Source organism: Flexivirga aerilata, assembly GCF_013002715.1.
Taxonomy (GTDB): Bacteria; Actinomycetota; Actinomycetes; order Actinomycetales; family Dermatophilaceae; genus Flexivirga; species Flexivirga aerilata.
Window position 1 is genome coordinate 1,813,536 of record NZ_JABENB010000001.1, and the last position, 11,934, is coordinate 1,825,469.

10 protein-coding genes are annotated in these 11,934 nt (G+C 68.7%); 3 read left to right on the top strand and 7 right to left on the bottom strand.

Annotated features, from left to right (window positions below; all coding sequences use genetic code 11):
• The first annotated feature begins 1 nt into the window (after position 1).
• Positions 2–1,471 (top strand): purine-cytosine permease family protein, encoded by a 1,470-nt coding sequence (locus HJ588_RS08640; RefSeq protein WP_171154009.1) that lies wholly within the window; start codon positions 2–4, stop codon positions 1,469–1,471.
• A 190-nt stretch (positions 1,472–1,661) separates the two neighbouring features.
• Here HJ588_RS08640 and HJ588_RS08645 read toward each other — a convergent pair whose 3' ends face one another.
• The 7 genes from HJ588_RS08645 to HJ588_RS08675 form a co-directional block, all read right to left on the bottom strand.
• Positions 1,662–2,675 carry an LLM class flavin-dependent oxidoreductase gene (locus HJ588_RS08645; protein ID WP_171154012.1) on the bottom strand — a complete coding sequence of 338 codons (1,014 nt, stop codon included), beginning with the start codon at positions 2,673–2,675 and terminating at the stop codon, positions 1,662–1,664.
• Positions 2,676–2,705: 30 nt separating this feature from the next.
• Positions 2,706–3,338: a nucleoside/nucleotide kinase family protein gene (locus tag HJ588_RS08650; protein ID WP_171154014.1), complete on the bottom strand. Its 633-nt coding sequence runs from the start codon at positions 3,336–3,338 to the stop codon at positions 2,706–2,708.
• A gap of 67 nt (positions 3,339–3,405) precedes the next feature.
• On the bottom strand, positions 3,406–5,043 hold the full coding sequence (gene pgm, locus HJ588_RS08655) for a phosphoglucomutase (alpha-D-glucose-1,6-bisphosphate-dependent) (protein ID WP_171154016.1): 1,638 nt from the start codon (positions 5,041–5,043) through the stop codon (positions 3,406–3,408).
• Positions 5,044–5,076: 33 nt separating this feature from the next.
• On the bottom strand, positions 5,077–5,799 hold the full coding sequence (locus HJ588_RS08660) for an alpha/beta fold hydrolase (RefSeq protein WP_171154018.1): 723 nt from the start codon (positions 5,797–5,799) through the stop codon (positions 5,077–5,079).
• A 214-nt stretch (positions 5,800–6,013) separates the two neighbouring features.
• On the bottom strand, positions 6,014–6,274 hold the full coding sequence (locus HJ588_RS08665; RefSeq protein WP_171154020.1) for an HNH endonuclease signature motif containing protein: 261 nt from the start codon (positions 6,272–6,274) through the stop codon (positions 6,014–6,016).
• A 104-nt stretch (positions 6,275–6,378) separates the two neighbouring features.
• Positions 6,379–7,857 (bottom strand): hypothetical protein, encoded by a 1,479-nt coding sequence (locus tag HJ588_RS08670; protein WP_171154022.1) that lies wholly within the window; start codon positions 7,855–7,857, stop codon positions 6,379–6,381.
• 522 nt (positions 7,858–8,379) lie between these two features.
• Positions 8,380–9,009 carry a LysE family translocator gene (locus HJ588_RS08675; RefSeq protein WP_171154024.1) on the bottom strand — a complete coding sequence of 210 codons (630 nt, stop codon included), beginning with the start codon at positions 9,007–9,009 and terminating at the stop codon, positions 8,380–8,382.
• A 67-nt stretch (positions 9,010–9,076) separates the two neighbouring features.
• Here HJ588_RS08675 and HJ588_RS08680 point away from each other — a divergent pair, with 67 nt between their 5' ends.
• Together HJ588_RS08680 and HJ588_RS08685 are read left to right on the top strand one after the other, a co-directional pair.
• On the top strand, positions 9,077–9,772 hold the full coding sequence (locus tag HJ588_RS08680; protein WP_171154026.1) for a class I SAM-dependent methyltransferase: 696 nt from the start codon (positions 9,077–9,079) through the stop codon (positions 9,770–9,772).
• 96 nt (positions 9,773–9,868) lie between these two features.
• Positions 9,869–11,839: a S53 family peptidase gene (locus HJ588_RS08685; RefSeq protein WP_171154028.1), complete on the top strand. Its 1,971-nt coding sequence runs from the start codon at positions 9,869–9,871 to the stop codon at positions 11,837–11,839.
• Positions 11,840–11,934 lie beyond the last annotated feature (95 nt).

Below are 11,934 nucleotides of genomic sequence, written 5' to 3' on the forward strand. Positions count from 1 at the left end.
CATGACAGACACCACCACCGACATCACCACCGCGCCGGCATCGGCCGGCGTCGAGGCCAACGGACTCAACGTCATCGACGAGTCGGAGCGGCACGGCAGCCCGGCGACGCTCTTCTGGCCGTGGTTCGCGTCCAACATCTCGGTGCTGGCGATCAGCTACGGCTCGTTCGTGCTCGGCTTCGGCATCAGCTTCTGGCAGGCGGTCGTGGCCGCCGTCGTCGGCATCGTCGCCTCCTTCCTGTTGTGCGGCTTCGTGTCACTCGCCGGCAAGCGCGGGTCGGCGCCGACGCTGGTGCTGTCGCGCGCCGCGTTCGGGGTGCGCGGCAACAAGCTGCCGGCCGCGCTGTCGTGGATCCTCACCGTCGGCTGGGAGACCGTGCTGGTGGTGCTGGCGACGCTCGCGACGTCCACCGTGTTCGAGCGGCTCGGCTGGGGTGGCGGCACGGCCACCAAGCTCGTCGCACTGCTCGTCGTCGCCGCAATCACCGTGTTCGCAGGGGTTTTCGGCTTCGCGGTGATCATGCGACTGCAGACGGTGATCACGATCGCCACCGCGGTGCTGACGATCGTCTACATGGTGCTGGCGGCCGATCACATCCACTGGTCGTCGGTCACCGCGGCGAAGTTCGGCGGCTTCGCCGAGATGGTCGGCGCGTGCGTCCTGGTGATCACCGCGCTCGGGCTGGGCTGGGTCAACTGCGCCGCCGACTACTCGCGCTATCTGCCGCGCACCGCGTCCAGTGCCGGGGTCGTCGGGTGGACGACCTTCGGCGCCGCGCTCGGACCGCTGGTGCTGGTGATCTTCGGACTGCTGCTGGCCGGGTCCGACCCCAAGCTGGCGGACGCGGTCGGCGCCGACCCGATCGGTGCGCTGACCGGCATCCTGCCGACCTGGTCGCTGATCCCCTTCCTGCTCGTCGCACTGCTGGGCCTGATCGCCGGGGCGGTGCTCGACATCTATTCGTCCGGGTTGTCGTTGCTCAGTCTCGGACTGCCGGCACCGCGCTGGGTGGCTGCGCTGATCGACGGCACGATCATGACGATCGGCGCGATCGTGGTGGTCTTCTTCGCCGACGACTTCCTCGGGCCGTTCCAGGCGTTCCTGGTCACGATCGGTGTCCCGATCGCGGCGTGGTGCGGGATCTTCCTGGGCGATCTGGCGCGCCGGCGCGGACCGTATGACGATCAGGCGCTGTATGACGCGCGCGGTCGCTACGGGTCGGTCAACCCGATTGCCCTGGTGTTGCTGGTGATCGGCACCGCCGTCGGATGGGGCCTGGTGACCAGCCTGAGCAGCAGCACCGACTGGCTCACCTGGCAGGGCTACCTGCTCGAGCCGTTCGGGCTCGGCGGGAAGGCCGGCCTGTGGGCCGGTGCCGGACTCGGTGTGCTGGCAGCTCTGGCGATCGGCTTCGTGGGCACGGTGCTCACCTGGCGTGGCGACCGGGGCGCGGCGAAGCAGATCGGGTGAAACGTCGAATCCACCTGGTGCGACACGCAATGCCGCAGATCAGCGGTGAGTAGGCGCCTGACCGGTGGCCGTTGTCGGACGAGGGGCGTGCGGCCGCGGTCGCCTTGGCCGGGTTGTTGCCGGGCGGTGGTGGCAGGCGCTGGCACTCCCGCAGGTGGTCACCGTGACCGTCGCCTGACGCAGCCCTGGGTCACGCGCCGGGCAGCCCCCACGCCTCGGCCAGCAGCTCGAACGATCGGATGCGCAGCGCCGGGTCGTAGGTGTAGGTCGTCACGATCAACTCATCGACCTGGAGGTCGGCGACGATCGCTTCGAGCTGGCCGACCACCGTCTCGGGCGAGCCGACGGCGCGGACCTGCTGGAAGTCGTCGACGAACGCGGCGACGTCGGGCGGCAGCACGGCCCCGATGTCGTCCACCGGCGGCTGCAGCGGCACCCGCTGGCCGGTGCGGATGCCGGCGGCCATGAGCTGCGCCGTCGTGAAGAGCCGATGCGCCTCCTGATCGGTGGGGGCGACCACCACGTTGACTCCCGCCATCGCGTAGGGCTCTTGGAGCTCCGCTGTGGCGAACTCGGTCGAAAAGCGTTGGCGATAAAGGGAAAGAGCCTCGTGGCGCAGCTGCGGGGCGAAGTGGGAAGCAAACGCGTAGGGCAGCCCCAGGTAGGCCGCGACGGCGGCTCCGTCGAGGCTCGACCCGAGCATCCACAGCGGCACGTCGGTGCCGAGACCCGGTCGCGCGCTGACGCCGTTGGGCGTCTTGCCATCACCGAGGTAGTGATGCAGATCCACCACATCCTGGACGAAGGTGTCGGCTCCCTCCGAGCCGCGACGCAGCGCGGACGCGGTGATCGGGTCGGTGCCCGGCGCGCGTCCGAGGCCGAGGTCGATGCGATCGCCATACATCTCGGCGAGGGTGCCGTAGTACTCCGCGACCATCAGCGGGCTGTGGTTGGGCAGCATCACGCCGCCCGACCCGAGCCGGATGCGCTTGCTGTGCTCCGCCGCGCGGCCGATGAGCAGCGACGTGGCGGACGAGGCAAAGGTGGCCGTGTTGTGGTGCTCGGCATACCAAAACCGCTGGTAACCAAGGGCATCCGCGCGCCGGACCAGATCGATCGACTGGTTGAGCGCGTCCTGGGTGCTGCTGCCGGCGGAGAGCGGCACCAGGTCCAGGATCGACAGCGGCACTCGGGACGTACTCATGCGGCCTCCTCAGGTGGTCTCACCGCGACGCTAGTACAGATCGTCCGTCTCGTCCGGCACGGAGTGGCTGCCGTCGAACTCAGCTGTGTCGAACTCGCTCGTGTCGAACTCGGTCGTGTCGACGAGCGCTTCATCGGCCCGTTGCAGGATCTGGGTGATCGTCTGTGCCACGGACAGATTGGTGTTGTCGATCCACAGTCCGACACGACGGGTGCCGTGCTCGACCGAGTCGACGAGGCTCTCGACGGTGAAGCCGTCACGGTAGGCGTTCTTGCGTCGTCCCTCTTCGCGCTGGTAGATCGCGTCGACCGACGGCGTGAGCATCACCAGGTGGACCTCGGCGGGGGCGGCGATCGACAGAAAGTCGTCCAGGAAGGTGCCGAAGATGTTGTCGGCGATGACGGCGTCGAAGCCGGCCGCCCGGTAGACGTCGGCGAGGGTGAGTGCCCCGGCATACCGCAGGAAGAGCTGCTCGATCGCCTCGACGGTCGGCGGCTGCGACATGCCCGCCGCGCCGGAGGCGACCATGCCGCCGATGGTGTCGCCGTCGATGAAGACCGCCTTGCGCAGGCCCTCGGCCAGTGCCTGACCGACGGTCGACTTGCCGGCCGCCTGGGCGCCGGTGATCACGAAAAGTCGGCCAAGCTGTTCGGGTGCGTTCACCCGGCGAGCCTAACCGGCGCGGGCTTGAGGCGGCTGGCGCGGCGATCACTCGCCTGACGGTCCGGCCTCAGCCGAGCGCCGCCGAGACGATGTCGCGAGCCTCGCGCTGGACCTTCGCCAGATGCTCTGGGCCCTCGAAGGATTCGGCGTAGATCTTGTAGACGTCCTCGGTGCCCGACGGCCGGGCCGCGAACCAGGCCTTCTCGGTGACCACCTTCAAGCCGCCGATCGATGCGTCATTGCCGGGAGCCTTCGTCAGCTTCGCGGTGATCGGGTCGCCGGCCAAGGAGGTCGACTTCACGTCGTCGGGGGAGAGGGCGGAGAGCTTGGCCTTCTGCTCACGGTCGGCCGGGGCGTCGATGCGGGCGTATGCCGGATCACCATGCTGCTCCACGAGTTTCGCGTAGTGCTGGCTCGGGGTCTGCTCCGTGCGGGCCAGGATCTCGGATGCGAGCAGCGCGAGGGCGATGCCGTCCTTGTCCGTCGTCCACACGGTGCCGTCCTTGCGGAGGAAGGAGGCGCCGGCAGACTCCTCACCGCCGAATCCGACACTGCCGTCGAGCAATCCGGGCACAAACCACTTGAAGCCGACCGGCACCTCCCAGAGCTGTGCGCCGAGTGACGCGACGACCTTGTCGATCATCGACGAGGAGACGAGGGTCTTGCCCACTGTGGTGGACTTCCAGTCGGGGCGTGCCCCGCCATACAGATATTGGATGGCGACGGACAGGTAATGGTTCGGGTTCATCAGGCCTGCGTCAGGGGTGACGATGCCGTGACGGTCGGAGTCGGCGTCGTTGCCGGTCGCGATGTCGTAGTCGGCGCGCTTGTCGATCAGCGAGGCCATCGCGTAGGGCGACGAGCAGTCCATCCGGATCTTCTCGTCCCAGTCGAGGGTCATGAAACGCCACGTCGGGTCGACCAGGGGGTTGACGACCGTGAGGTCGAGGCCGTAGCGGTCGGCGATCGCCTGCCAGTAGGCGACCGAGGCTCCGCCGAGCGGGTCGGCGCCGATGCGCACGCCCGCGTCCTTGATCGCTTGGAGGTCAATGAGATTCGCCAGGTCGTCGACATACGTGGACATGAAGTCGTAGGAGCCGGCTGCGGCCCGCGCCTTCTCGAACGGCGTGCGCTTCACACCCTTGAGGCCGGCGCGCAGGTAGTCGTTGGCGGCCGCCGCGATGATCTTCGTCGCGTCGCTGTCGGCGGGGCCGCCGTGGGGCGGGTTGTACTTGAAGCCCCCGTCGGTGGGCGGGTTGTGCGACGGGGTGACGACGATGCCGTCGGCGAGGCCGGCGCCGGTCGTGCGGCCGCCGTTTGCGCGCAGGATCGCGTGCGAGACCGCAGGGGTCGGGGTGTAGCCGTCGGCGCTGTCGACGAGGAAGTCCACGTCGTTCGCGGCGAGCACCTCGAGCGCCGACGCCCAGGCCGGCTCGGACAGGCCATGGGTGTCCCGGCCGACGAAGAGCGGACCGTCATACCCTCGCGCATTGCGGTAGTCGACGATCGCCTGCGTCGTGGCGAGGATGTGTGCCTCGTTGAACGCCGATCGCAGGCTCGAGCCGCGATGGCCGGAAGTGCCGAAAACGACCTGCTGGTCGAGGTTTTCGGGATCAGGTTGCAGCTCGTAGTAGCTGGTGACGAGGTGGGGAACGTCCACCAGGTCGCTGGGCTGTGCGGGCTGACCGGCTCGGCTCTGGCTCATGGGTCCAGCCTGCCATGCGCGGTGGGGGTCCGGTCAGGTGTCGGTCGGATCGAGATGCGCCCGGATTGCCGTGACGAACTCCGTCGGCCGCGTCGCGTGCACGAGGTGCCCGGCGTCGATGGTGGTCATCCGCCCGTCGGTGAGGGCGGCTGCCAGTGCGGCGACGTCGGCCTCCGGCACGAAACTGGACGGGCCGCCGCTGATCGCGAGCGTGGGCGCGCCGACCTTCGCCAGCAGCTCCGGCCAGGACGGGTCGGGGTCGTCGATCTCGGGGCGCACCTGCCGCACGACCTCCCAGTCGAAGTCGAGCTCGCCCTCAGGGCGGGTCGGTGGGTTTGGCCGGTGCGGGCGCGGCACGCCGACGTCTTCGAGGACGAGTCGGCGCATGGCGGCACGTGCGTCGCTCCCACCTTTCGCGATGGCTTGCACCGCAACCAATCCGCCGAGCGAATGCCCGATCAAGTCCAGGCGATTGCCGAGCTGGGGGAGGAGGGCGGCGACGTCACCGGCCAGCAGCGCGATGCTGTAGCGCCCCGGCCGGTCGCTTGCGCCATGGCCGCGCAGATCGATCGCATGGACCGGCCGGTCACGGCTCAGCTCGGCGGCGATCTCGTCCCAGTCGTTCGCGGTGGCGCCGGTGCCGGGGAGCAGGACCAGTGGTGGATGGTCCGCCTGCTCGGTCGGCCAGCTGCGCACCGCGATGGCGATGCCGTTGGCGTCGTAGCGGCGCACGGTTGGCCGGGGTGTATCGGACACGACTCATCATCACCGATCGGCGCCGGGGCCGCTTGCGTGTTGTTCGAGTAGGCCGAGCCGTTTTCCTACGCTGATCGAGTAGCCCGAGCCGCCGCTTGCCCGCTGGTCGAGTAACCGGCCCTCCCGACGCTGATCGAGTAGCCCGAGCCGCCTTCTCCATGCTGATCGAGTAGGCCGAGCCGCTAGGCGAGGCCGTATCGAGATCAGCTGTGTCTTAGTCGGCGGGTCGGGTGGTGTAGGTGTGTCCGGTGGGGCTGGCCCAGGTGCAGGTGCCATCAGTTGTCATGTACACGGTCCAGCCGGCTTCGTGCTTGGCGCGGTGGTGGTGCCGGCAGAGGCATTGCAGGTTGTGTGGCGCGGTGGGCCCGTCCGGGTACGGGGTGACGTGGTCGAGGTCGGTGAGTTTGGCCGGTCGGGTGCAGCCGGGGAACCTGCAGTGCTGGTCACGGGCGCGCACGAACCGCGCCAACCGCATGCCCGGTGTGTACGAGTGGCAGCCGGTTTCGGCAACGGTGCCAGTTTCCGCATTCACCAGGGCGCGGGTGAACTTCACTCCAAGTAGGCCGGACAGTTCCCGGATCACGCCGGCGGGGATGACGCCGACACACCCGGGAACTGGACGTCGCCGAGTCGGTAGCCCACCGGCGCTGGGTCGTGAGTAAAGCGGGGCACTGTCCCGCCCGGATGGGTTTGCGCTGGGTCAGTGGAGCGCGCTGGATCAGTGCCGCTCGCGGGACCGGCCGATTGCAATGGATCAGGTGGTGGCCGGGTGCCGGTGCGTAGTGCGGCTTCGAGGAGCATGGCTTGGAGTTGGCGTTCCGCCTCGCTGATCGGGCGGCAGCTGCCGAGATCGACGACCATCCGGTTGACCGGGAGGATGACCTTCGGCGGACCGGGCGGTCGCACCTTCGACATCCACGCGCCGACGACCCCGGGCGCCGCGCCGTTCGCTGCTGCTGCGTCGTCAATGCTGCTCGCCCGGTCCAGCACATCAACCCCACCGCCCGTGCCCGTGCCGTTTGCGTCGCTCGCGCTCGTCGCGTCGCCCGTGCCGGTCGCGTCACTCGTGCCCGTGGCATCGTGCGAGCCGGGCGCTTCGGTCCCGCTCACGCCGGTGCCGGTCCCCGGGCTCGCGTTGGTGGACGGCGCGGTGTCCGGGTGGAACGGGACGTGCAAGACGAGCTCGGTCGTCACTTGCGCGTTCGACAGGAGGAGGTCCGTCAGGGCGTCGACGCGGCATTCGCCGAGGCTCTTGCTGGCAGTAGTCGAGTCGTGGAGCAGGCGGGCGTGGGCGTTGACCGCGGCCATGACTTTCGCCGCGTCAAGGGAGGGGAGCACGGCGGTGAGGGTGGACATGCCCGGCTCCCAATGGGGTTCGACGGTCACGTTGGTGCAGTCGCGCCGCCGCGCCGCGGACGCCTGGTCGGACGCGACCGGTGCGTGCTGCACCAACAAGCGCTGCGCGCGCCGGCGCAGCTTTGTCGAGGTGGATGCTTCCGGGGCACTGGCCAGGATCTCGGCCTCGACGGTCGCGGCGAGGTCGCCCGGACAATCGGCCGCCTCGACGGTGCTGGGTGCTCCGGGTGTGTCGGTTGCGGGGATTGCGTCGGCGAGGATGTCGCTGACCGCGACCACCTTCCGCGACTCCAGGCCGCCGGTGCCGGCGTGGTGGAGCAGCAGCGGCGTGTGACGCACGCTCTCGACCGCTTGGGTCAGTCGCAGGCTGGTTTGCCGGTCGGTCCACCCCAACCGGGCACCCACCTCCAACAGGGTCCAGGTGTCCGGGCTTTCCGGGTGCTTGTCGAACTCACGCTGCGCCAGCTGCTCCAGCCGCAGGGTCTGGGTGGCCCAGGCGGAGTTCTGCACCCGCTGCGTCGCCAGCACCTGATCGAGCAACTCGTCATCCGACAGATCCGAGCCGTCGCCTCGTGTGCTGGCGGTGTCGTCGCGGGTCTTGTCGAACACGGCGCGCAGCAGCGTCTGCGCTGCATCGAGGAGTTCACCGGTGGTGGCAGCGGCGATCACTGGATCGGTGAGGGCTCGCTGCAGGTGCGACATACCAAAACCATACACCTGTTCGAATCGGGTGGGAAGAGTTGAACACGATGAATTCGGTGTGTTTCCAGTGTGATTCGTGGGGTTCGGCAGGGTTGTCAGTGGCGGGTGGGATGGTGTCGCGTGGTGGAGTGGGTGGGTCTCGATACGGGCTCCCTCGCTTCGCTCCTCCGCCCTACTCGACCACCACAAAGGGGCTTCGCTGGTCCGCCCTACTCGACCACCATCAGGGGCTGCTCGTGTCCTACTCGACCAGCGCCTGGGGACTGCACCTGTTCGGTCGCAGTCGGCACGATCAGGTGAGTGGCGAGATCACCGAGCGGGGCGAGGGGCCGCGTGAGCGGCCCTATGAAGCGAAGCGGAGCGCTAGCGGAGCGAAGCGGAGTGAGGCCGCGAGGGCGGTCCCTCGGCCCGCGGCCGGCGAGTCGTCCCGCGGCCGTCGAGTCGGTCGCGCGGTCGCCGCAAGGCCTGCACTACGGCCAACTGGGCGCGGACGGCCCCGATGCGTCAAGCGCCCGGTCACCCTCACGGGCGCCGCTTGAGCGCCAACCAGCCGGCGATGCCGAGGTAGCCGACTCCGGTGGCTCGATCTACCTGACGACGACGGCGAGCGTCGTTGAGTCGGCCGCGAACGCTGTTGCCCAACAACACATAACCGACCGCGGTGATCGCCTCGACCCCGATGTAGGCGACGCCGACCACGCACAGTGACACCCAGTCGCGAGGGCCGGTGATGAACTGTGGCACGAACGCGGCGAAGAGCAGGTAAGCCTTGGGGTTGCTCATGGCGGTCAGGAACTCCCGGCGCACCGGTGTGTGCAGCGCGACGTTGCCCGCGCTCACGGCCTCATGCGGCTGCGGCGACGTGCCCGCATCACGAAAAGCCTTGAACCCCAACCAGACCAGATAGCCGACTCCCAACCACCGCAACATCTCGAAAGCAGCTGCCGACTGCAGCATGATCGCTGCCAGACCAGCTGCGACGAGGCCGACCTGTATGCCGAATGCCGCGAACCGGCCGGCCAGTCCGCAGAGCGCCGGGCACACGCCGAGGCGCGCGCCGTGCTGCAGGCTCAGCAGCTGGTTGGCGCCCGGCACGAGCGAGACGAGGACTGCCGCGGGCAGGAAGGCCGTCCAGTCGATCGAGGTCAGCATCGTTCGACGGTAGCGCCAGAGACCGACGGCCGGTGGTTGTCGGCGGTCACGGCTAGCGTCCGCGGGCATGGACGCATCTACCCTCGAACTCCGTGACGCACATGACGTGCTGGCCGGGGTCTACCGCGAGAAACTGGCCACGATCATCGACGAGATGCCGATCGAGCAGGCGGTGCTCGGCCTCTTCTGCGGCTGGGTGCGCGATGCGCCGGGGGACAACGTGATCGGCGACATCGGTTGTGGCACAGGCAGACTCGCGCCATACCTCGCTGATCTGGGGATGACGCCGCGCGGAGTGGATCTCTCACCGGAGATGGTCCGCGTCGCGCGCGAGGACTACCCGGACCATGACTTCGGCCAGGCCGACGCGCGCGAACTGCCCTTCGCAGACGGCGAGCTCGCGGGCGCGATCGGGTGGTATTCCCTGATGTACCTCGACCCGGAGCAACGGCGTCGAGCATTCGCGGAGCTGGCTCGCGTCATCCGGCCGGGCGGATATCTGGCGATGGCGTACAAGCAGGGGAATGACCAGCACCGGCGGGCGAGTCGGGCGAGAGCGTTCGGTGTCGACTTCGACATCTACTGGCTATCCGCGGCGGAGGTCGAGAGCCGCGCGGCGGAGGCCGGCTTCGACGTCGTCTTCTGGGCGGGTCGACCGGCCGGCACCGATGAGCTACAGCCGCAGGGATACCTCATAGCACAAAAGGCCACAGCCCAGAAGGCCACAGCCCAAAAGCATTGCGGCTCAACGAAACCTGGGTGAAACCTGGAAGTGCGTCCAGCCACACGCCCGTCCGGCGATGGCTAGCTTGGCTATCGGTGTGGATCGCACCTCACATCCTCGGAAGGATCCATCTTGATGCGTACACAGCTCGCCCTGCTCGGCGCGATCACCCTCGCAGCCGGAGCAGCCGCAACACCTGCCATGGCAGCCGGCAACCCCGGAGGGGCCAAGGGCCGCAAGGTCGTCGCGCACGCAGTGCAGAGGCCGGGCCAGGCACTCGGCGCGGCGCCGCAGACGAGCGGCACCAGCTTCATCGTCACCTTCAAACTGCGCGACGAAGCGGGCGCGGAGAGCTTCGTCAAGGCGGTCTCCGACCCGTCCAGCCCGCAGCACGGAAAGTATCTGAACCCGGCGCAGTTCACCAGCAGGTTCGCGGCGTCGCAGACCGACGTGTCCAGGGCACTCGCGTGGCTGCGCAGCCAGGGGCTGAATCCGGGCGCGGTGTCACCGACCCGCAGCTATGTGCAGGTCACCGGTGCGGTGTCCGCGGTGAACAAGGCGTTCTCGACCTCGATCAGGTCCTACCGCTCCGCCGGGCGCACCTATACCGCGCCCGCATCCTCGGTCACCGTCCCGAATGACGTCGGCGCGGTCATCTCGGGGGTCGTCGGCCTGGACCGGTCGAAGACGCTGACCACGAGCAACGCACGCTCGGACGAGACGGGTCAGAAGAAGGCAGCGGGCTCGGTGAGCGCGCTGGGTGCCAAGCCCGGCGGGAAGTCGGCCCGGAGCGACGCGTGCTCGTCCTACTACGGGCAGTACACCCTGCCCAACATCCCCGACGCCAAGTCGCCGCTCACGGGCACGCAGCCCGGTGCCATGTGCGGCTACACGCCTCAGCAGATGCGGGCGGCACGCGGCATCGACAAGGTCAAGCAGACCGGCAAGGGCAGATCAGTCGGCATCACCCTGTGGTGCAACGATCCTCGGATCGCCGACGACACCAACACCTGGGCGAAGGACCTCGGCTTCCAGAAGCTGAGGAACGGGCAGCTGCAGGTCATCGCGCCCGCCGGTGGTTACGACCCGCAGTACTGCGACGACAAGGACTCCGGCGGGGTCAACGGCGAGCAGGCCCTCGACGTCCAGTCGATCCACGGCGCCGCCCCCGACGCCAACATCGTGTATGCCGCGGCGGCACGCCCCTTCGACGACGCACTGCTGGCCTCGTTGCACACCCTCGTCGACGGCAACAAGGTCGACGCGATCTCCAACTCGTGGGGTGGCGGGGAAACGAACGACCCGGCCACCAACGACGCCTACAGCTCGGTCTTCATGCAGGCCGCGGCCCAGGGCATCTCGGTGCTGTTCTCCTCGGGCGACGACGGCGACAACACCGGCGGCGACCAGGCAACCACCCCGCCGAGCCCCGACTATCCGGCGGCCAACCCGTGGATCACCGCGGTTGGCGGCACCTCGCTCGCCACCGGCAACGCCTCGGGGTCGAAGGTCAGCTGGGAGCAGGCCTGGAACACCTCGCGCAGCGTGCTCAAGGACGACGCGTGGGGGCCGTGGACCTACCGCTACGGTGGCGGAGGCGGCGTGAGCCAGTATCACCCCGAGCCCTACTACCAAAAGGGCGTGGTGCCAACGCGATTCACCGGTGTCGACCCGCATCGCGCCTACCCGGACCTGGCCGGCGCCGGTGATCCCTACACCGGATATCTGATCGGCTTCCACGACGGAGAGGCGGCGTCCGGCAACTTCGGGCTGACCAAGATCGGCGGCACCAGCTGGTCGTCACCGTGGACCGCCGGCACCGTCGTGCTCGCCGGCAAGCGCGTGGGCTTCCTCAACCCGGCGATCTACGGCGCCGGGCACGCCGGGCTCTCCGACATCGCGGGCAACGGGCTCACCCATGGCTTCGAGGTCAAGACGACCATCGTGCCCAAGAGTGGTGCGCCCTACACCGCGCTGACGACCGTCGGCGTCAACTCCCAGGAGGTGCAGAACCAGACGCTCACCTCCGAGCCGGGCTACGACAACCTGACCGGGTTCGGCGTGCCGGCCTCGACCAGGGCATTCCTTTCCGGCATCAGCAGATAGCGGCAGGTATGACGAGCCCTGGGTGGTCTCGATACGGCCTCGGCTAGCGCCTCGGCCTACTCGACCACCCAGGGCTTCGTCTCGGGTCAGCGCCT

Excerpts from the sequence above, each read along its gene's own strand:
- HJ588_RS08640 (WP_171154009.1), top strand. The coding sequence starts at position 2 with ATGACAGACACCACCACCGACATCACCACCGCGCCGGCATCGGCCGGC.
- HJ588_RS08645 (WP_171154012.1), bottom strand. The coding sequence starts at position 2,675 with ATGAGTACGTCCCGAGTGCCGCTGTCGATCCTGGACCTGGTGCCGCTC.
- pgm (WP_171154016.1), bottom strand. The coding sequence starts at position 5,043 with ATGAGCCAGAGCCGAGCCGGTCAGCCCGCACAGCCCAGCGACCTGGTG.
- HJ588_RS08665 (WP_171154020.1), bottom strand. The coding sequence starts at position 6,274 with ATGCGGTTGGCGCGGTTCGTGCGCGCCCGTGACCAGCACTGCAGGTTC.
- HJ588_RS08670 (WP_171154022.1), bottom strand. The coding sequence starts at position 7,857 with ATGTCGCACCTGCAGCGAGCCCTCACCGATCCAGTGATCGCCGCTGCC.
- HJ588_RS08675 (WP_171154024.1), bottom strand. The coding sequence starts at position 9,009 with ATGCTGACCTCGATCGACTGGACGGCCTTCCTGCCCGCGGCAGTCCTC.
- HJ588_RS08680 (WP_171154026.1), top strand. The coding sequence starts at position 9,077 with ATGGACGCATCTACCCTCGAACTCCGTGACGCACATGACGTGCTGGCC.
- HJ588_RS08685 (WP_171154028.1), top strand. The coding sequence starts at position 9,869 with ATGCGTACACAGCTCGCCCTGCTCGGCGCGATCACCCTCGCAGCCGGA.